The organism is Hymenobacter sp. BT559 (genome assembly GCF_017571525.1).
In the GTDB taxonomy this organism is placed as follows: Bacteria; Bacteroidota; Bacteroidia; order Cytophagales; family Hymenobacteraceae; genus Hymenobacter; species Hymenobacter ginsengisoli.
The window spans coordinates 242974-262463 of the sequence record NZ_JAGETY010000007.1; the positions used below are offsets into that span (position 1 = coordinate 242974).

16 protein-coding genes are annotated in these 19490 nt (G+C 60.9%); 7 read left to right on the top strand and 9 right to left on the bottom strand.

Going from position 1 to position 19490, the window contains the following annotated elements:
- Positions 1-140 precede the first annotated feature (140 nt).
- Together glgP and J4D99_RS12020 are read left to right on the top strand one after the other, a co-directional pair.
- Positions 141-1787: an alpha-glucan family phosphorylase gene (glgP, locus tag J4D99_RS12015; RefSeq protein ID WP_208131953.1), complete on the top strand. Its 1647-nt coding sequence runs from the start codon at positions 141-143 to the stop codon at positions 1785-1787.
- A 160-nt stretch (positions 1788-1947) separates the two neighbouring features.
- Positions 1948-2610 carry an SOS response-associated peptidase gene (locus J4D99_RS12020; protein ID WP_208131954.1) on the top strand — a complete coding sequence of 221 codons (663 nt, stop codon included), beginning with the start codon at positions 1948-1950 and terminating at the stop codon, positions 2608-2610.
- A gap of 1 nt (position 2611) precedes the next feature.
- On the opposite strand, the gene J4D99_RS12025 is transcribed toward J4D99_RS12020, so the two are convergent.
- The 5 genes from J4D99_RS12025 to J4D99_RS12045 are packed head-to-tail and all read right to left on the bottom strand — an operon-like array spanning position 2612 to position 11035.
- Positions 2612-5035: an MG2 domain-containing protein gene (locus J4D99_RS12025; protein WP_208131955.1), complete on the bottom strand. Its 2424-nt coding sequence runs from the start codon at positions 5033-5035 to the stop codon at positions 2612-2614.
- A 24-nt stretch (positions 5036-5059) separates the two neighbouring features.
- Positions 5060-6268, bottom strand: a complete 1209-nt coding sequence (locus tag J4D99_RS12030; protein ID WP_208131956.1) for a DUF4249 domain-containing protein — start codon at positions 6266-6268, stop codon at positions 5060-5062.
- A 4-nt stretch (positions 6269-6272) separates the two neighbouring features.
- Complete coding sequence (locus J4D99_RS12035; protein ID WP_208131957.1) at positions 6273-7472, bottom strand: DUF4249 domain-containing protein; 1200 nt, start codon at positions 7470-7472, stop codon at positions 6273-6275.
- A complete protein-coding gene (locus J4D99_RS12040) occupies positions 7472-10249 on the bottom strand; it encodes a TonB-dependent receptor (RefSeq protein WP_208131958.1) in 2778 nt (925 codons plus the stop codon). Before J4D99_RS12040 ends, J4D99_RS12035 begins: the two co-directional genes overlap by 1 nt.
- A 39-nt stretch (positions 10250-10288) precedes the next feature.
- Positions 10289-11035, bottom strand: a complete 747-nt coding sequence (locus tag J4D99_RS12045; RefSeq protein ID WP_208131959.1) for a cupredoxin domain-containing protein — start codon at positions 11033-11035, stop codon at positions 10289-10291.
- Between the two features lie 240 nt (positions 11036-11275).
- Here J4D99_RS12045 and J4D99_RS12050 point away from each other — a divergent pair, with 240 nt between their 5' ends.
- Positions 11276-12493, top strand: coding sequence for an alpha/beta hydrolase-fold protein (locus J4D99_RS12050; protein ID WP_208131960.1), 1218 nt, complete (start codon positions 11276-11278; stop codon positions 12491-12493).
- Here the strand turns inward: J4D99_RS12050 and nth are convergent.
- The 3 genes from nth to J4D99_RS12065 form a co-directional block, all read right to left on the bottom strand.
- Entirely contained in the window at positions 12424-13116 is a 693-nt protein-coding gene (gene nth / locus J4D99_RS12055) for an endonuclease III (RefSeq protein WP_208131961.1), read from the bottom strand. The two genes, J4D99_RS12050 and nth, sit on opposite strands and share 70 nt — an antisense overlap.
- A gap of 114 nt (positions 13117-13230) precedes the next feature.
- A complete protein-coding gene (locus J4D99_RS12060) occupies positions 13231-13416 on the bottom strand; it encodes a hypothetical protein (protein WP_208131962.1) in 186 nt (61 codons plus the stop codon).
- Complete coding sequence (locus J4D99_RS12065; protein ID WP_208131963.1) at positions 13394-14029, bottom strand: RNA polymerase sigma factor; 636 nt, start codon at positions 14027-14029, stop codon at positions 13394-13396. The genes J4D99_RS12060 and J4D99_RS12065 overlap by 23 nt, the downstream gene beginning before the upstream one ends.
- A 264-nt stretch (positions 14030-14293) precedes the next feature.
- On the opposite strand from J4D99_RS12065, the gene J4D99_RS12070 reads away from it, so the two are divergent.
- Positions 14294-15019 carry an alpha/beta fold hydrolase gene (locus J4D99_RS12070; RefSeq protein ID WP_208131964.1) on the top strand — a complete coding sequence of 242 codons (726 nt, stop codon included), beginning with the start codon at positions 14294-14296 and terminating at the stop codon, positions 15017-15019.
- A complete protein-coding gene (locus J4D99_RS12075) occupies positions 15016-16038 on the top strand; it encodes a glycoside hydrolase family 43 protein (protein ID WP_208131965.1) in 1023 nt (340 codons plus the stop codon). The genes J4D99_RS12070 and J4D99_RS12075 overlap by 4 nt, the downstream gene beginning before the upstream one ends.
- 3 nt (positions 16039-16041) lie before the next feature.
- Here the strand turns inward: J4D99_RS12075 and J4D99_RS12080 are convergent, their stop codons facing one another.
- On the bottom strand, positions 16042-18357 hold the full coding sequence (locus tag J4D99_RS12080; RefSeq protein ID WP_208131966.1) for a patatin-like phospholipase family protein: 2316 nt from the start codon (positions 18355-18357) through the stop codon (positions 16042-16044).
- Between the two features lie 230 nt (positions 18358-18587).
- Between J4D99_RS12080 and J4D99_RS12085 the strand changes: the two genes are divergently transcribed.
- Together J4D99_RS12085 and J4D99_RS12090 are read left to right on the top strand one after the other, a co-directional pair.
- The gene (locus J4D99_RS12085) at positions 18588-19073 is read left to right on the top strand and encodes a hypothetical protein (protein ID WP_208131967.1); all 486 of its coding nucleotides are present in this window, start codon (positions 18588-18590) and stop codon (positions 19071-19073) included.
- 157 nt (positions 19074-19230) lie between these two features.
- The gene (locus J4D99_RS12090; protein WP_208131968.1) at positions 19231-19461 is read left to right on the top strand and encodes a hypothetical protein; all 231 of its coding nucleotides are present in this window, start codon (positions 19231-19233) and stop codon (positions 19459-19461) included.
- The last annotated feature ends 29 nt before the right edge of the window (positions 19462-19490 follow it).

The window sequence follows — 19490 nt, forward strand, 5'->3', positions numbered from 1 at the left end:
AAACCATTGCGGAACCTGCCCTCCGAAGCCACTGACAAAATACGCCGACTTACCCCGCCGCCCCGCTAGCTTTGGCCTGCGGGTCCTTCCTTTGCCCTGCCAAACTTCCTTAGACACAACTACCTACTGACTTTTTTTTCATGGCGTTTACCTTCAAAGTACCGGCTCCGGCCGCCAAATACAAGACTGCCGCGGCCTACTTCTCGATGGAGTTTGCACTCGACCAGAGCTTGAAAATTTATTCGGGCGGCCTGGGCTTTCTGGCCGGCTCGCACATGCGCTCGGCCTACGAGCTCAAGCAAAACCTCATTGGCATCGGCATGCTGTGGACCTACGGCTACTACGACCAGGTGCGCAACCCCGACCAGACCATGAAGGCCGAGTTTCTGCACAAGCAGTACTCATTCCTGGAAGACACGGGCATTGTATTCCCGGTTACCATCCACGATGCGCAGGTGCACGTGAAGGCGCTCTACCTCGCGCCTGAGACCTTCGGCACCGCGCCCATGTTCTTCCTCACCACCGATATTGAGGAGAACGACTACCTGTCGCGCACCATCTCGCACCACCTCTACGACCCGGACGCAGCTACCCGCGTGGCCCAGAGCATCGTGCTAGGGGCCGGTGGCGGGCAGCTGCTCGACATCCTGGGTCGCCAGACCGACATGTACCACCTCAACGAGGGCCACGGCCTGCCGCTGGCTTTCTTCCTCTACGCCAAGCACAACCACGACCTGGCCGAGGTGCAGAAGCGCCTGGTGTTCACCACCCACACGCCCGAGCTGGCTGGCAACGAGGAGCGCCCCATCAAGCTGCTCCAGGATATGAGCTTCTTTGCCGGCGTGCCGCTCGATGAGATTCGCCGCGTAGCCCGCCTCGACGGCGACTCGCTCAACTACACGCTCACCGCCCTGCGCTTTGCCCGCAAGGCCAACGCCGTAAGCAAGGTACACGGTACCGTGGCCAACGAAATGTGGGGCCATTACGAGGGCATTTGCCCCATTATCTCCATCACCAACGCCCAGAACGGCACTTACTGGCGCGACAAGCAGCTGGCTGCTGCCCTCAAGAGCAAGAACGACGAAGCCCTGCTAGCCCGCAAAAAGGAGCTGAAGAAGGAGTTCTTCAAAGTAGTAGCCGACCAGACGGGCACGCTTCTCGACCCGGAGGCGCTGACCATTGTGTGGGCCCGCCGCTTCGCCGCCTACAAGCGCGCCGACCTCATTTTACGTGATTTTGAGCGCTTTGTGAAGCTCGTGAGCGACGACAGCCGCCCCGTGCAGATAATCTGGGCCGGTAAGCCGTACCCGAAAGACCAGGGCGCCATCGACATCTTTAACAGCATCATTGCCCGCACCAAAAACCTCAAGCGCTGCGCCGTGCTCACCGGCTACGAGCTGGCGCTGAGCGCCGAGATGAAGAAGGGCTCCGACTTGTGGCTGAACACCCCGCGCTACCCCCGCGAGGCGAGCGGCACCAGCGGCATGACCGCCGCCATGAACGCCAGCGTGAGTGTAAGCATCGCCGACGGCTGGATTCCGGAGTTTGCCAAAGACGGCGAAAACTGCTTCCTTATCGAGCACGCCGACGTGAACCTGCCCGACGACCAGAAGGATACTATCGAGGCTAATACCTTGCTCGATGTGCTCGAAAACCAGGTAGTACCCCTGTACTACGACCAGCCCAAGCAGTTCCTGAAAGTGGTGAAAGCCGCCATGAAAGACGTGGAGCCCGAGTTTGAGAGCGGCCGCATGGCCAAGGAATATTACGAGCAGCTCTACAAGTAAGGAATCGTACGATTTTTTAGATTTTGTTGACGTCAAAAAGCCGCCTTTTGGGCGGCTTTTTTCGTAAAAAAGTGTTCATAATGAGTAAAGCAGGCGATTAGAATAATCGTCCGCAAAAGCCGTGTAATCCGAAAAACCGGAGCAATCCGTGGTTCAGACAATGTGTGGTCGCTATACCGTCATTACGCCTGCGCCGGGGCTAGCCAAGCGCTTCAACGCTAAGGAAGCCGCCAGCCCGGCACCCAACTTCAACGCAGCGCCCTCGCAGGCCCTGCCCATCATCACCAACTCGGCGCCTGACCAGATTCAGCTCGTGAGCTGGGGCCTGGTGCCCTCGTGGAGCCGCGACCCGGCCAGTGGCCCCAAGCCCATCAATGCCCGCGCCGAAACCCTGGTCGAAAAGCCCAGTTTCCGGCAATTATTGTCCCGCAAGCGCTGCCTGGTGCTGGCCGACTCGTTTTACGAGTGGCAGGCCACCGAGCGGGGCAAAATTCCGCACCGCATTCTGCTGAAAAGCGAGGAGCCCTTTGCCTTCGCGGGGCTCTGGGATGAGTGGGTAGACAAAACCACCGGCGAGCTGCATCCCACGTTCACCATCGTCACGACCGAGCCCAACGAGCTGATGGCCAAGCTGCACAACCGCATGCCCGTCATCTTGCCCGGCCCCGAGGCTGAGCGTGCCTGGCTCGCCGACGACCTGGGGCCTAGCCAGCACCAGCAACTGCTGGTGCCCTACGACGCCCACCTGATGCGGGAGTACGCCATCACCAACCGCGTAAACTCGCCGGCCCACAACGATGCCGACGTGCTGGCGGCAGTGTAGCTCACAGCGCCGGCTTCACCTCAAACGAGAAAGTGGTGCTGCCGGCCAGGCCCGTAGGCGCCAGGCCCTGCACCACCACCAGGTAGCGCCCGGCCTGGTCAGAAGAGAAAAAGTCGAGCGCCTGGGGCTGGCTGGGAGCTAGCTGCACGTCGGGGTTCCAGTAGAGCAGGTTGCGCAGGTCGGGCAGGCGGCTGTGCTGCTGGGCTTCGGTGTCGTAGCGCGGCGTGTAGAACTCGCGCGGGGCTTGCAGGCCTTCATATTCCTCAATGAGCGCATGCGGGTTGAGCGGAAAGCCACCGAGGTCGCCTTTATAGGTGGTGTAGCTCACCACGCCATCGTAAACTTGCTGGCCCAGAAAATAGCGGTTGGCAATTACTTCCAGCTTTCTGATTTTCAGTGGGTCGAAGGCCATTATCTGGTTGATATTGAAAATGGGCAGGCCGTCGAGCAGCGTCAGCGGGTTTTCTTGTAGGGTAATATGCTTGGGCCGGTCTACCACCAGGAAGTGGAAGCCGTCTTTGCGCTTGCGCACCAGCACCCCGGGCACGTATTCGCGCATCACATCTTCCAGCAGCGGAAAGCGGGTGTAGTGGTCGAGCAAGTACCACTCCTCGGCTCGCCCATAAAAAGCCAGCGTATCGTAAGGAACGGCCCCGTAGCGGGGCGGCTGCATGGCATAGGCCCGCTGCGCCTGGGTTTGCAGGTGGCGCTCGCTCAGCGAGGCGGCCCACTGGCGCGGTAGCGGGGCTAGCCCAGGGGGTACCAGGCCACCCCCCGTGGTGAAAGGGCTAAGTAGCGCAAGGCGGTAGGTGCTGTCGCGCTGCGAGTTGGTTTGCAGTACCAGCTTGCGGAGGCCATAAAAATCCGGAAGCTCAAACTGCACCGTGCCATCGGGGCGGCTAAGCGAGTTGGCAAACTGAAAGGAAAGCCCTGGCAGCGACAAATAGGCCGGGATACCACTAGCCGGCGCTCCGCTAGCCTGGCTGAGGCGACCATGTAGCACGTAGCCATTTAGCTCGGGAGGATAGGGGCTAGCGGCCGGGCGGCCCGTCAGGACTTCGTCCCACTTAAAGCGGCGCCAGCCCTGGGTTAGCATAAGGTTGTCGGCCGCCTGCCGGGCCGTGGCGCTGGAGTCGCGGAAATAGTAGCCCGCATCCTCAATAAAGCCTTTCAGGTCGGCCGCCAGCAGCAGGTAGCTGCTAATGTCGGCCGCTGGCATAGCGGTCGCCAGCGAATCGAGCCGATACACGGCTAGCGAGGCGGCGGCGGGCTGGCTAGCCCCTAGCTGCAGGCGCACGCGGCTGCGCGGGCCGTAAGCTGCGGCCGTGGCACTGCCTTGCAGCTGCAGCGCGTGCGTTGGCCGGCGAAAAAATAGCCGCTCGGCCACGGGCCGCTGCCCACTGAAAATAGTGAAATGGGTAATGCCCGGGAGCAGCGCACGCTTATCGACCTGAAAAGTAGCTCGCCCGGCTACAAGCGGGGCCTCGGTAGTAGCCGTTAGCTGCTGGCCGGTATGGGCTAGCAGGTGCAGGCGCTCGGTGGCTGCCGTGGGCTGGGTCTGCACGGCCAGGGTGAGCGAGTTGGGGTTATCATCCGTCAGGAGTACCGCATAGCCCTGCTCGGCCACTGCTGGTAGCTTACTTGTAAGGAGTGCTCCGCCCGGCAGCTTTACCGTGGCTGTGTAGGCTGCCCCGGCCGTGGCGGGCGTAAGCAGAAAGCTGCCTAGCCCGAATTTCAGCGTGTGAAAAGTGGCTAGGGTGGTGCCCTGCGCATCGGTCACAGTGCCCGTGGCGGCCAGGCTGTGTCCCTGCCGGTCGGTGAGCTTAAAGGCTACCCGGCCGGGCAGCCCCCGCACCAGCTGCCCACCTTCTGGAAAAAACTGGAGGTCGTAGGCCGGGGCCGATGAGGAAAGCTGGGTAGCTGGTGCGCTGGCTTGCCAGGTATTGAGTATCGCTACCGGTTGCTGGAAGTAAAAATCCGGCCCGGCATTTTTCATCCAATTGGTGTAGGCGCGCACCGTATAGCGGCCGCTAGCCAAGTCGGCTGGTAGTTCGAGCGCGCCATGCCCCATGGCGTCAGTGAGCGCTATTTTGGCTTGGGCTACAGGGCGTTGTGCCGCATCCAGCACCTCTACATAAGCTACCTTGCTCATTGCCAGCGGGCGGTGAGCGGCGCCATCTACGGCATAGGCCTTAAACCACATGGTTTCGCCGGCGGTGTAGGCCGGCCGGTCGAGGTGCAGAAAAAGCTGCTCGGTGAGCGTGCGGCGATAGTGCTGCCGAAGCCTGTAGCCAGGTGCGGCCGAATCGGGGGCCTGCGCCCGAACGGGGGCGCTGGCCAGCAAGCCAAGCGCGAGCAGCCGGCGGCCGGGGCGGCGCAATAGCCGCAAGCAAAACCGCTGCATGAGTACTAAGGAACGTGACATAGGCTAGAAAACAGGTTGGCTGGGCTACCAGAAGCTGGGCTTTACAGTGGTGCCCCGCGTGCGGCAGTCTACGCACGCGCGCGGCCCGCCTTCATACCCTAGTGTGTCGCCGCTAACGATGTAGTACTGGGTTGGCACGTTATCACCCGATTTGAAAACCCGCGTATTGGGCCGGTAGATGCGTAGAGATATTTTGTCGTTTGGGTCAGGCACCAGCTCTGGGCCAAACGCGCAGCTGCTGTATGGGTCGTCAAATGCCCAGTCTTTCGGTAAGCCCAGGCTGGCCGGCGTGGCAAACAAGCGGCGCTGCACTACCGTGTGCGCGCCCACAAAACCCAGTACGGGCTCGGTGGCGTCGCCCACGCGATGCACGTTGCCGGTGAGCTGGGTCGGCAGCGGGTCGTTGACCGTGCCCACGGCTTCCGTGTTTTTGCGGAGTAATTCATAATAGGCAAATTCCTCCGCCGTCTCGGCGATTTGAGTTACGAGCACGCTGTAGCGAACCTTGACGCGCTCGGCCCGGTCCGAAAAGGCGAGTATGCGTTGCTGACTCAAAAAATCCTGCCTGAGACTAGCCGTACTGGCCTGCACAATGCCCGAGGGCTGCTCGGAGCGGTAGCAGGTGTAGATGGGCGTCACGCGCGGCCGTACAAGGCCACCAATCACTTCCAGCTCCGACCGGCGTGGGGCATTGAACTCCCAGGTTTCGCTGGCGCGCCAGCGGTAAAAGCGCGCGCTGCCGCTCGGGTCGTGGGTGCTGGCCAGCACACGCACCTGCCCATCCTGGTGCACCAGCTCCAGCTGGTCGAAGTCGGGCGTAACCTTAAGCGGTACCAATTGCGAAGCGTAGGCCGGCGCCGAGGCCCCTGTGCCCAGCGTGAGCTGCAGCTGGTAGCGCCGGCCGGTGGGCAGTTGCAGACTATCGGAAATGTAGGTGCCGGCCACGGCGGTTTCGCGCAGGCTATAGCGCTGGCCGGTAGTATCGGCGATGAAGAGCGTGGCACCGCGCACCACGGGCGCTGCCTCCGCACTGCCCACGCTAAGGGAGCGTGAAAGCAGGATGCGGGTGCGGCCATTGCCATTGATGAAGCCATCCACCACCAGATAAGAAGCAGGCGCGGCCACCACATCGGGCATGTACGACTCGATGCAGCCCGCTAGCCCTAGCAGCAAGCCTGTTCCCGCTGATAGCCCGTTGGCCCAACGCCAGTACCTGGCAGATGTACGTAGCATAGCCTTACCAGTAAGCAGGTTTGGTATTGCTGCCTCGCACCCGGCAGTCGATGCACTCGCGCGCTCCCCCAATGTACCCCATGATGGGATAGCCGTAGCTTGGCCCGTATGCATAGTCGGTCGGCACGTTGTCGGGGTCGGCAAATACGGACGATTTTGGGTAGAGCATCCCGTTTTTATTATAGGGCTTCACAATCTCGGCCGTGTCGGGCTCCTGGCAGGCTGCGTAAGGATTCTCAAAAAAATCTGGCGGGTGGGCCGGCAAATCCTGCCGGCTGATGAAGATGCGTCGGCTCTGTAGCGTGTGGGCGCCAACGAAGCCGAGCACAGGCTCTTGCGGGCTGCCCACGCGGTGCACATTGCCGGTGAGCTGCGAAGGCAAGGGGTCATTGACGGTGCCCACGGCCTCAGTGTTTTTGCGCAGAATCTCGTTGTAGGCAAACTCCTCAGCCGTTTCAGCATACTGCGTTAGCAAGAGGCTGTAGCGAATCTTGACCCGCTCAGCCCGTTCCGAAAAGGAGAGCACCTGCTGCTCGGTGAGGGCATCCTGGCTCAGCGAGGCCGTGCTCGTTTGCGTGATGGTGCTCGGCTGCTCGGTGTGCCAGCACGTATAAATCGGCGTGATACGGTTTTGAATAATTCCGCCGCGAAACTCTAAATTCGACTGATAGAGCGCAGTAAACTCCCAGGTTTCGCTGGCGCGCCAGCGGTAAAAGCGCGAGCCGCCGCTGGGGTCGTGCGTACTAAAGCGAAATTGAAGCTGCCCGTCCTGACGCATCCACTCGAGCTTGTCAATAGGTGGGGTCACTTTCAACGGCACCAGGTCAGACTCGTAGCTAGTGGCCGCACCTACGCCTGCTCCCGTGCTGATGCGCAGCTGGTAGCGCCGGCCGGTGGGCAGCAAGAGGCTGTCCGACACGTAAAAGCCCGGGCGCTGCTCGGTCAGGGCATAGCTGCCGCCCTTCTCATCCACGATAGTGATTTTGGCGCCCTTCTCGGCGGGCGGGGCCGAGGCGGTAGAGATATTCTGGGTGCGCGAGAGGGTAATGCGCGTGCGCCCGGCCCCGTTGATGAAGCCATCTACTACCAGGTACCTAGCCGGTGCATCCAGCACGGCCGGCACATACGGCTCTACGCATCCGGCTAAGGCCAGCAGCAGCAGCCGGCCACCCCAGCGCAAGAGAAATGCAGAAGGACGGCTCATTAAAAGCGAAAATTATAGGTGACAGTCGGAATCGGCGTGCCGAAGATGGACAGCTGATATCCTTTTAGCTGCCCATTAACGGTCTGAAAATAAACTGAATACGGGTTATGTCGGCCCGTTAGGTTATATACGGCTACCGTCCAGGAGCTGTGCGCTAGCTTCTTCACCTTGTGGTTGCCCTCAAAATTGACGGCCAGGTCGATGCGGTAGTAGTCGGGCACCCGGTACATGTTGCGGTCGGAGTAATACACGCGCAACGCATTGTCGATGTAGTACTTGGCCAGGGGCAGCGTGATAGGCCGCCCGGTGCTGTAGTTGAAGTTGAGCCCTATATTGAAGCGGCGGCTGAAGCGGTAGTTGCCCACCAGGGTCACGTCGTGCGGCTTGTCGTAGTTGCTAGGGTACCAGTTGCCACCATTCACTACATCGGTGGCCGTGTTCACCTGCACCAACGAGCGTGCGTAGGTGTAGCTCAGCCAGCCGTTGATTTTGCCTACGTTTTTGCGCAGCAGCAGCTCTACCCCGTAGGCGCGGCCTTCGGCGTTTACGAGGTCGGTTTCGAGGTGCGGATTGAGCAGCAGCACGGCCCCGCTCTTGTAGTCGACAAAATCGTGAATCTTCTTGTAGTAGACCTCGGCCGAAAACTCGATGGTATTGCGCTTGAAGTTGTGGTAGTACCCTAGCGATACCTGGTCGCCCACCTGCGGGCGGATGTAGCCATCGCTCAACTTCCAGGTATCGGTGGGCGACACTACGGTCGTGTTCGACAGCTGATGAATATACTGGCGCATACGGTTGTAGCTGGCCTTCACCGACGAGTTAGCCGTCAGCTCCAGCTTGGTCGAGATGCGCCACTCGGGGCCGGCGTAGTGGGCCAGCACCTGCCCGCTGCCATAGGTAGAGGAGCCAGTCTTGGTGTTTTCGCTGCGCGAGAGGCCCGGCAGGTAGTCGGCCACTAAGCGGGGGCCTAGCGCCTGGTAAAAGGAATAGCGCAGCCCGGCCTGCACCGAAAAGCGCGGGCTCAGGTCAAAGCGGTCGGTGAGATACACGCCGCTTTCCAGCGCCCGCTCGTGCTGAATGGTAGTGGGCAGTAGCAGCGACTTGTCGCCCAGCGGCTGCTGGTCGCCGGGCGCCGTATTGTAAAGCAGGGTGCTAGCCCCAAATTCAAGCGTGTGCTTGGTAGTGGCCAAATAAGAAAAATCGGCCTGCAAAGCCGACTGGCTCAGCCGATAGGCAAACGAAGAGGCGCTGTACTGATTACGGGTGGTGGTCAGGCTGAAATCGTACTGGCTGGTAGTGGCCAGCACCGCGCTGGCAAGCTTAGGGCTGAACGTATGCTTCCAGTTCAGGCTAACCGCCTGGTTGCGGTACTCATAAATGGTATCACTGGCCAGCCGAAACCGGTCGTGGCTGAGGTAGCCAGTCACCGAAACCGAATTTTTGGGGTTGAGGTCGTACGTCAGGTAAGCGCTCAGGTCGTAAAAGGAAGCCGCGCTGTTGCGCAGCGTTGGGCTAGGCACCCGTTGCAGCAGCCAGTCGGAGTACGAGGTGCGGCCACTTATTAAGAAAGACCCTTTGGCACCGGGCAGGGGCCCTTCGAGCGTGAGGCGGCTGGTGAGCAGCCCGATGCCCCCCGAGGCGCCAAACTTTTTGCGGTCGCCTTCGCGGCTTACTATGTCGAGCACCGAGGCCAGCCGCCCGCCGTAGCGCGCCGGAATGGCGCTTTTGTAGAGCTCCACCGACTTCACCATATCGGGGTTAAAAGCCGAGAAGAAGCCGAACAGGTGGGCGGGGTTATAAATAGTGGCACCGTTGAAGAGCACCAGGTTCTGGTCGGTGCCGCCGCCGCGCACACTCATGCCGGTGCTGCCTTCGCCCACGGTTTTTACACCGGGCAGCGCCATCACCACACGCAGCAGGTCGGCCTCGCCAAACACGGTGGGCACCTGCTTAATGGTCTTGATATCCAGCAGTTGCACGCCCATCTGCATGCCGCGCACATTGCGGTCTTTTTGCCCCTCTACCACTACTTCTTGCAGCGCTGCCGCATCGGTGGCTACCTCCAGGTCGAAGCGGCCATCGGCGTGAACTACTAGCTGGCGCCGCGTGCTCCTGATGCCAATGCCCCGGATGTTGAGGTTGTGCCGCCCCACCGGCACTGTGAGCGAGTAGTTTCCCTGCCGGTCGGTGGCCGTGCCGATGTTGGGCGAGTCAATAAACACAGCCGCCCCGACTACCGGCTCGCTCCGCGTCCCGGCCGTGCGCACCGTGCCCGTGATGGTGGCGCGCCCGCTAGCCGGGGCCACTTGGCGCGGTCCTATATCATACACCCTGAATTCTGACGTGCCCGTGGCCGGGAGCCTGTTGCCGCGGCTTGGGCCGGTAGTGGCAGCCGCTGCTGGTAGCATAGTGCCAGTGGGCGCTTGCTCAAAAAAATCGGGCGCTATTTGGGTTTGCAGGGGGTACTCGGGCGTAATGAACACGCGATGCGTTGCCTCGTCGATGGCGAACTGGAGCGAGGAATGTACAAATACCTGCTTTAGTAAAGCAATTAGGGCCAGGTTGCTGGCCTGTACCTGCACAGTTACCGTATCGACAGCCGCCGGGCTGAAAAAGAAGCGATACGGCGTTTGGGCCTCCACGCGCTGCGCAAACTGCTCAAAGCGCAGGTTGCGGAAGTCACCGCTGATAGTAGGCTCGGTTTGTTGGGCCCAGCTGGCTTGGTTGGCTACTAGCAGGCCTAATAAGAGGAAAAGGAAGGGGTAGAGACGGGGCATAGCAGGCGTCTAGAAGCAAAAACAAAGTAGGCCAGCCGGTTACTGAGGCAGCGTGTTGTAATACCGTAGCACCTCGAGGGCCGAGGCCTCGCGCTGCGCCGCCCGAAAGCGCAGCTTATGCTGGCGGGCATAGCGCTGCGCCTCAGCCTTGTGAGCGGGCAGGAGGGCTAGCATGTCTTTGAGGCTGCTTACCTCGGCGGCGCCACTGGCTGTGCGTACCAAAAGCTGGTCGGCCTGGCGGTATTCAAAGCGCAGGTTCTGCTGCACGTAGGTTTGCTCCACTCTTTTGGTGTGGCGGGCCAGCAGGCTTACCGGGCCCGGCAGCAGCACCTCATAAAAGCCCGTTGGCATTATCCGACTGGTTGTCGAGTCGGCCCGTATTCGGGCAAACTGATGGCTGCCCAGCGTGAAGCTGCTGATAAAGTCTGGTACTAGGGTGACAACGGCGGTCTGCCCCGGGTAGGTCATTACCACTTGGTCTAGCAGCAGGTCGTAGCGCAGCAGCACGTCCTGAAAAGAGCCCTGGCGATACACGATAGTACCCATCTGCGGATTCGCATCCAGAAAGAACTGGTGCCCGATGCTGCCCGGCTTGCTGTAATCTACGTACTCCGAACCATTGAATAACACTGACTCGGGCTGTACTGCGCCCGCGTAGACCTGGCGAGCGGCAGCTATGGCCCTTACCGAGGTGCTGGAGTCGGCTCGTACCTGGGCCCCTGCTTTGCCAGGGGCTGCCAGCCCAAGCACTAAGCCAAGGCATCCAAAGTAAGCTAAGGTCTTCATAAGTAATAGGAAGGTCGAGGTAGCCGGCCAAGCACATGTTGCACGTACTGAGCTTGGTAAGAAGCGGCAAGAAGCAACATAATCAGCTATAATGAGCATTCATTGCTAGAATAGGTTGCGTAGTACTGGCCACTAAAACTCATGTTATTTTCATAAAAGCCGGCCTTATAGCGAAATAAAGGCCCATTAATCAGCAAGGCCGCGCAGAATACTATAGAAGCCAAAGCAGTTGTTTTTCCTATGTCTAGGGCTGTTGTGAAGAAGATTTTCTCCCGCTTGGCGCGCCAGTTGGGCCGCCGGGCGGCGCGTGCGCCAGTCACGTTCCGGCTCACCAGCGTGCCGGCCAACACCCCGGCTGGAGCTACCATCTACCTCACCGGCACCTGCAACGGCTGGACTACCGACGACCCGGCCTATGCCTTTAGCCTGAACCCAGCTGATGGCAGCTACTACCTCACGCTGCTGCCTGGCCGCGGCACCCTCGACTACAAGCTGTGCCGCGGCAGCTGGACGACCATCGAAACCGATGCCGACAACCTGGCCGTGCCCAACCGGCGCTATATCTTCGGCCAAGGCCCGCGCGAGGTGCAGCTACAGGTACTCAATTGGGAAGACCAGGGTGGCTTTATTCCGCCGCGCCAGCACTCGGCCTCGCCTAATGTGCACATTATCAGCCCCGCCTTTGCCATGCCGCAGCTGCGGCGCACGCGGCGCGTGTGGGTGTACCTGCCGCCCGGCTACGCCGAGGGGGCTAGCTACTACCCCGTGCTCTACCTGCAAGACGGCCAGAATGTGTTTGACCAATACACCTCCTTCGCCGGCGAATGGGGCGTCGATGAAACCCTGGATGCCCTGGCGGCCAGCGGCTACGACCTAGGCGGCTGCCTGGTGGTGGCCGTAGATAATGGCACCAAGCACCGCCTCGACGAGTACTCGCCCTGGCGCAACCGCCGCACCGGCCGCGGCGGCGAGGGCGACCAATACGCCGAGTTTTTGGTGAAAACCCTGAAGCCCTACATCGACCACCACTACCGCACCCGGCCCGAGCGTGAGGCCACCGGTATTCTGGGTTCGAGCATGGGCGGGCTGCTGGCTACGTATGCGGCCCTGCGCTACCCGGCGGTGTTTGGGCGGGTGGGCGTGTTCTCGCCGGCTTATTGGTTTGCCGGGCAGTCGCTGCTGGCTTATATAGCTCAACACGCGCCCCATCCCGACACGCGCTGGTACTTCATGTGCGGCACCCAGGAAAGCCCAACTATGGTGCCGCTGATGGCCGCCGTGCGCGACGCGCTGCACAACGCCGGCGTGCCGACAGCTAATCTGCATTTTGCTGCCCTAGCCGATGGGCAGCACGCCGAGTGGTTTTGGCGCCGCGAGTTCGCGGCCGCTTATAGCTGGCTTTTTGCCGAAGGCTTGCCCGCCGCTGGCGCTAGCCCCGGCGCCACCACCTTGGCGTAGTAGGCGCAAAAGTCGGTGAGCGGGCAAATGCTGCACTTGGGCGTGCGGGCCACGCAGATGTAGCGCCCGTGCAAAATCAGCCAATGGTGGGCCTTCGGAATAACTTCCTGCGGAGTGTACTTCACCAGGGCCCGCTCCACGGCTAGGGGGGTAGTAGCGGTTTTGGGCACCAGCCCCAGCCGGTGCGATACCCGGAAGACGTGCGTATCGACGGCCATCGCGGGCTGATTGTAAATCACCGACACGACTACGTTGGCTGTTTTGCGGCCCACGCCGGGCAGGCGTTGCAATTCCTCAATAGTGCTAGGCACTTCCCCTTCAAATTCCTCCAGAAGCAGCTTGCCCAGGCCAGCCAAGTGCTTGGCCTTGTTGTTGGGGTACGATACGCTGCGGATAAACGGGAAAATATCGTCGGCCGTGGCTACGCCCAGCTCGGCGGCAGTCGGAAACTGTTCGAGCAGCGCGGGCATCACCTGGTTCACGCGCTTGTCGGTGCACTGCGCGCTCAGCACTACGGCCACTATTAGCTCATAGGGGTTACGGTAAGCCAGCTCGGTTTTGGGCTCGGGGAAGGCAGTCGTGAAGTAGTCGAGAAAGCGGCGGAACCGTTCGGGGCGAGTCATGCGGAAGAAACCAGCCCAACTAGGCTTTCAACAAAATTAACCAAACAAAAAAGAACGCCATGCCGCGCCAAGCGCAGTATGACGTTCTTATAACTAGCGACGACAGCGCAGGCCCTAGCGCATAAACGTGCGCGAGTACTGCAAGATGGCGGCCGTGGTGTCGGGCCGCGGGGCGTGCACCAGGTGGTCGAGGGTACGCTGGGCCAAGAGCAGGTCGGCGCAGGTGGCGGCTAGCTCGGGGTCGTGCAGCAGGGCATCCTCTACCTCATGCTGTTCATCAGCTGGCAATTCGTTGTACACGTAGCGAAGCAACGTCGGGTGGGGTAAGGTTTGAATCATAAAGGAGCGAATGGGCGGCCATTTTTTTCCGCAGGTTAATAAGGGCATAACGCATGCGGCCCAGCGCGGTATTGATGCTTACGCCGGTTGCGTCAGCTATCTCCTGAAAGCTCATGTCGCCGTAGTGGCGCATCAGCAGCACTTCTTTCTGGGCAGCGGGTAGTTCCTGAATGAGTTGGCGTAGGTGCGCGTGGCTTTCCTCACGGCTCAGCGTATCGTCGGCCGACTCTTCTGAGATGTGTAACGAATTAGCTAGCCCCATGTTGTCATCGAGGCTCGTTTGGGGCGCTCTTTTTGCGCGCCGAAACGCATCAATGGCCAAATTGTGGGCAATACGGCACAGCCAGGAGCCAAATTTGCCCTCGTCCTGGTAGCGCCCGCTTTTAAGCGTGTGAATGGCTTTGATAAACGTATCCTGGGTCAGGTCGTCGGCCAGGTTTTCGTCGCGCACCACCAGCTGAATAGTGGTGTAGACCCGCGCCTGGTAGCGCTGGAGCAGCTGGGCAAATGCCGCTTCGCGGCCGGCCAGGTAGAGGTCGATGAGCGCGGAGTCGCTCGGCTGCAGAGGTTCCATAAAGAACTACGGGGTATAGGGGAAACGTAGAGCTTTTGGTCGATAGTGTGCAGCGTTGAGAAAAAAGGTTGGAGTGAGGGGCAAATGAAGCCTCCATAATCGAGCCAAATGTAGCAGCACACGCCCGAATTTTACAACTATGCCGGTTGCCCGGTGCAACTATTTTTTGTTTTGGAAGTCTGCGGTGCTTTTTAAGCGGGCCAGGCTTTCAACCAGCACCCGGCAGGTGCGTAAAGCATCGTGGCACCAGCCAACCTTGCCCCTATGACTACCTTCCTCGCCTTGCACTACTGGGCAGGCTCCGGCCGCGAATTTGAGCTGCTTCGGCCGCTGCTGCCGCCGGGCAGTCACCTGCTAGCCCCCGACCTGCCCGGCTTTGGCGACGAAGCCGCCCCGGCCGGCTTCGACTACTCAGTAGCTAGCTACGCCGACTGGGTGGCCGCGTATATCGAGCATAATGAGCTGGAAGACTACCACTTGCTGGGGCACAGCATGGGTGGCAAGATAGCGTTGCTGCTGGCCGCCCGCCGCCCCGCCGGGCTGCGGGGCGTGCTGCTGCTATCGCCCTCGCCGCCCAGCCCCGAGCCTATCAGCGACGCCGACCGCGCCGCTAGCCTGGCCGCCTATGGCCAGCCCGCCGAGGCCGAAAAGACCTTCTCAAAAATCACCAGCATTCCGCTGCCCGAGGCCGAGCGCCAGCAGGTAGTGGCCGACAACCTGCGCACCACCCGCGCCGCCTGGGAGGCTTGGCTGCTAAGCGGCTCGCGCGAGGATATAACGACCCAAATGACGCAAATAGCAGTACCCTGCCGCTTGCTGGTGGGCGAGAATGACCGGGCTATCTCGCTGGCTACGCAGCGCGCGCAGACCCTACCGCTGCTGCCGGCCGGCACATCGCTGGTAGTAGTGCCGGGCGCGGGGCACCTGCTGCCGCTGGAGGCACCAGAGGAAATATTTAAGGATCAGTACGCTAGCGATGTTGTGCTATGAACACGCCACCTGAGAACGCGCACCCCGCAGCCACCTACCAGAATCCGGTGCTGGACAATGACTTTCCGGACCCTAGCGTGCTGCTGGCGCCCGATGGCTACTACTACGCCTACGCCACTCAAACCCGCTATAAGGGTAAGATTCTCAATTTTCAGGTGGCTCGCTCGAAGGACTTGGTCGACTGGGAGCACCTGGGCGAGGCCCTGCCGCAAAAGCCCACGTGGGCCGCTACCAGCCAGCGCTTTTGGGCGCCCGATGTGAGCCGCCACCCCGATGGCCGCTACCTGCTCTATTACTCGGCGCAGCCTAACGACCCCCTAGCAGGCCTGTGCCTGGGAGTGGCCGTGGCCACGCAGCCCACCGGGCCCTTCGTAGACAGTGGGCAGCCGTTGCTGGCGGGCGGGCCGGGCTTCGAGAACATTGACCCCATGCGCTTTGTAGAGCCCGGCACCGGCCAGCAACTGCTGTTTTGGGGCTCAGGCTTCGGGCCACTGCGCGTGCGGGCGCTGGCCCCCGATGGCCTCAGCTTTGCGCCGGGCAGCACCGAAGCAGTAGTGCTGGCGCCCCGCTCGGCCACCGACTACGCCTCGTATGGCTACCTCATTGAAGGCAGCTGGGTGCACTGGCACGCTGGCTGGTACTACCTCTTCTACTCGGGCGACAACTGCTGCGGCCCCGATGCGCGCTACGCCGTGCTGGTGGCCCGTGCCCGCGCTGCCACCGGCCCCTACGAAACCCTGGCTGAAGCTACTGGCACAGCCGGCACTATTCTCAGCGAAAACCAGCGCTGGCAGGCGCCCGGCCACAACTGCCTCGTGACCGACGCGGCGGGGCAAGACTGGCTGCTGTACCACGCCATCGACCGCGAGCAACCCACCTTCGATGCCATAAACAACGAGCAAGGCTATTCGCGCCGCGTGCTGCTGCTCGATAAAGTGCAGTACGATGAGGCGGGCTGGCCGCACGTGGGTACGCCCTCCATCGGGCCTCGCCCGGCACCCGTGACCCAGGCGGGCTAGCCCCTATTCGAGCGAGCGGCTGCGGAACAGGATGTAGCCCAGGTGGGCATACACCCCAAAGCGGTTGCTAGGGGTGGAGGTATCGTAGTACAGGGCGTGCAAGGCTAGCGGCCCCACCGGAGTAGTGAAAATGAGCCCGGTGGAGGCCGTGAGGTAGGGCCGGCTCACGCCCGACCGGCGCTCGGCCACCTGCTCGTTATCAACCAGCTCGGCAAAGTTTACGTGGGTAAATACCTCGGAGCGCCACTCCAGCTTGCCCAGCACGGCCTGCGAGTAGCGCAGCCCAACGGCCGCGAAATTGGGCGAGCGGTAGCGCTCCAAAAACCGGGTGCGCGAGTCGGGCAGCGGCGCAAAAATAGGCGCCGTGGTCAGCGACGAGCGGTAGTTGAAGAAGGTGCCCTGGCCACTGAGGCTTAGCTCGCCAAAGTAGCCCCAGGCCGACTTCTCTTTCTTGAGGGCGCGGTAGCGCTCGTAGGTGCCCCGAAACTGCAGCCACTGGTGGTGACGCGAGCGCTCGCCCTGGTCCTGAAACAGCGATGTGGAGCCGGGGTCGAACACCTCGGTGCCCGTCACGGCCCGCACCGTAACCACGGCCCGCCGGCCCGCTGTAGCGTACTGCTTGCGGTTGAGTGAGTTGCGGGCAAAACGCAGCGCCGCCGTGCCCCCTTTAAATGACGTGCGGTCGAGCACGGCCGAAGGCGAAATCTTATCTACGATATTCGAGTAGTTGTCTACGTTGTAAAACGCGCCCACATCGAGCACCAGGCGCGAGCGGTAGCGCGGCGATACCCCAATCTGGGCACCTATTTTCGTGTCATTCTGCCGCACCTGGGTGCTCAGGGCGTCATCTTTCAGGAGCACGCTCGTTTGCTGGTAATCCCAGAGGTTGTACGTCACGAGCGGCGCAATGTAAAAGGGCAGCCGGCCCGGTGCGTTCAGCCGAAAGGTGCCCTGGGCGCCGTTGTAAAACCGCCCCACGCTCACGTTGGCCGACGCCGAGTAGAGCAGCTGCCGCAAGTAGCGAAACTCCACCCCCAGGTACAGGCTCTCGATGGGCCGGGAGCTAAGCGTAAAGCCTATCTCGGTGGCAATGTTGTTGTTGCGCTGCGCATCTACGCTAAATACATAGCCCTTCAGGGCCTCATCGTAGCGAATGCGGGGATAGATGTTGCGGAAGTAGTCATCCGACGCCAGGCGGTAGTAGCCTTCCTCCAGGTCATCAATGCTATACGTCGAGCCATTCTTGCGGAAAAACCGCCGGGCATACTCGTTTTGGTCGGGGCGCAGGCCCTGTACTTCCACCTTCACGAAGCGCGGCGCGGGCACGCTCTGCTGGAAGGCCAGCCGGCGCTGCTGCAAAGCCACCGTATCGACGCGCCGACTTATGCGCTGCTTTATCTCGGCCATCTTGAGCTGGGTGGCCGTGTCGCCCTTGGCAATGAGCGCCCGCACCTTGTCGAAGTCGGCCGCCCCCAGGCTGCCCAGCGCGGGCTGAATGTAAATGCCGTTTTTGCCCACGCTGTTGGTATCGGCCACGCTGCTGCCCAAAAAAACGAGGGTGCTCGTGAGCAGCGCATCGTCGTTTTTGAACGGGTACTTTTTCAGGGCCACATCGCCCACGTTCACGCCGATAATAATGTCGGGCTTGAAATCCTGCCGCATCACGTCGGTGGGGAAGTTGTCGAGCACGGCGCCGTCGAATAGGTAGCGCCCATCGAGGTTGCGGATGGGCCGGAAGGCCAGCGGATAGGTCATCGAGTTGCGTACGGCATCCGAAAGCAGCCCCGACTTTTGCACTACTTCCTTGCGCGTAAACACCTCTGTGGCCAGGCATCGGTAGGGCACAAACAGGTTGTCGAAGTTGTACTTGGCCGCGGCGGCGGACGGGGCTAGCAGCCGCGCCAGCGCAAAGTTGAGGTTCAGGTCGTTGACCAGGGTAGGCGAGATGCTGGCCTTGAATGTAGAGTCGATAGATAGCCCTAGCCGCAGCGACGAGGGCGAGGGCTCGGCCGTAAGAAAATTGAAGGTTTTGTCGGGCAGCACTTTGCCCGTAGCCCAGTTCTGAAACTCGGGCGATAGCACAATCTGCTCGATGTCGCGGGGCGAGTAGCCGGCTGCGTACATGGCGCCTACCACCGCGCCCATGCTATTGCCCACAATATAGTCAATCGGAATGTCGTTGGCTTCCAGCTGTTTAAGTACCCCTACGTGCGCCAGGCCTTTGGCCCCACCGCCGCTGAGCACCACCCCCACGCGCTGCGCCCTCCCCGATAATGCAAGGCTTAAGAGCAGCAGCAACCCTAGTAGTTTTTTTGGCATAGAAGCGGAGTTCAGAGACGACTATGGCGCCTTACGCCGCTAGCCCGGCCGCGGTTACCAAGCTCAGGTTTTGCCAGCTCCAATGCTACTAATAGGATAGGGCAGAAGAAAGCAACCATTTGTTCAACAAATTGATAATGAATGTTAAACAAATAATAAAATTGGCTTACAGAGTGCAACCTCACTGGTTTTCCGGCGTAGGTCAAGTGTTCTACTTTTTTGGCCCCCTGATGAAGACCCCTGCCCCCGACGCCTCTGCCAGTAGCACCACGGCTCGCAAGCGTACGAAAACCCGCCCTGCTGCGCGCCGCCGCACCGACGAAAATACCTATACCGACCCCGCCCTGCGGGAGCGCCTCAAAGCCGAGATTCGGTCTGCCCCCAAAGGCGGCGAGCCTGGCACCTGGAGTGCCCGTAAGTCGCAGCTGCTCACGCTAGCCTACCAAAAAGCAGGTGGCGGCTACCTGCAGCGCCACCCCAACTCGAAGCAAAAAAGCCTGCATCAGTGGACGGAGCAGGACTGGCAAACTGCCGATGACAAGCCTGCCCGGCGCGCTAATGGCACTGCCCGCTACCTACCTGCTAAAGCGTGGAGTAAGCTGACTGATGCCGAGAAAAAAGCAACCAATGCCAAAAAACAGGCTGGCTCTAAAGCCGGTGAGCACACTGTAGCAAACACTACCGCCGCCAAGCGCGCCCGTAAACAAGCAAGTTAAAGCCTGGTCGCCGCGCGCAAAAGCGTCCTTACATTCCCGTTGTGGAGTGTAAGGACGCTTTTGCCTGCGCGCATGGTAAGCTGCTGCAGAGAGCCTCGGCTAGGTAGTAGTGCCGGTGGTTGAGCCGGTTGTGCTACCCGAAGTAGTTCCGGAAGTTGTGCCCGAAGTGGTACCCGTGGTCGTGCTGCCCGAGGTAGACCCTGAGGTGGTTCCCGTAGTGCTGCTGCCTGAGGTAGACCCCGATGTGCTGCCCGAAGTACTACCCGAGGTGCCGTCGGCGCCCGTTGTGGCGCAGGCGCCTAAGAAGCTGAGCGATGCGCAAAGCGCCGCGCCTGCCAGCCAAGAGATGTTGGTGCGTTTCATACTCGTGAAAGGAAAAGGTGGCTAAATGTCCTTTGCTAACGAGCTTGATAATCA